This window comes from Vibrio sp. 1402, assembly GCF_033340275.1.
Window position 1 is genome coordinate 1 of sequence record NZ_JAWOWE010000630.1, and the last position, 537, is coordinate 537.

Consider the following 537-nt stretch of genomic DNA (forward strand, 5'->3'; position numbering starts at 1 on the left):
TCAGCGTCCTCAACATCACCAACAACTTCCGCAGCAACAGCCGCAGGAGGCTCAGTCGTAAACACCAGGTCGTTTGATTCGAGTCTGAGCATCAATATCTTCACCGATCCCGCCGCCTCCTGGAGCATCTCAGGCAAAACTTCCCAGTAGCGGTAGTACGCACGTTCACCCTTCTCCTGCACCGTGTTTGGTACAGCAAAACCACGTTCGATGAGAATGTCGGCCAGTGTGTCAGGGTCTCGTGGAATACCGGGGATCTTGTCGTGGCTGATCAAGTCATAAAGGTCCCCAAGCTGTTTCCAGGCAATGAATACACCTTGGTTGAGGTGCCAGACTTTCGCGCCTGGCTCATTGACCTTCCATTTTCCGGTTTTAACCAGGCGGCGGATGGCATCGAACACGTACCGCTCGACAGGCACACCATAGGAGAACTCGTCCACATCGAGACGACTCTGGCGAAGGTCCCGTGAGACGCTCTCTTGGTCAGCGCGAAGCATCAGCTTGGTCACAGGCTGATTGACGCTGGTTCCTGAGATA

1 protein-coding gene is annotated in these 537 nt (G+C 54.6%); it reads right to left on the reverse strand.

Going from position 1 to position 537, the window contains the following annotated elements; translation table 11 throughout:
* Nucleotides 1-537, reverse strand: a 537-nt coding sequence (locus tag R7044_RS27640) for a TraI domain-containing protein (RefSeq protein WP_225456287.1), incomplete at both ends; no start/stop codon positions are given.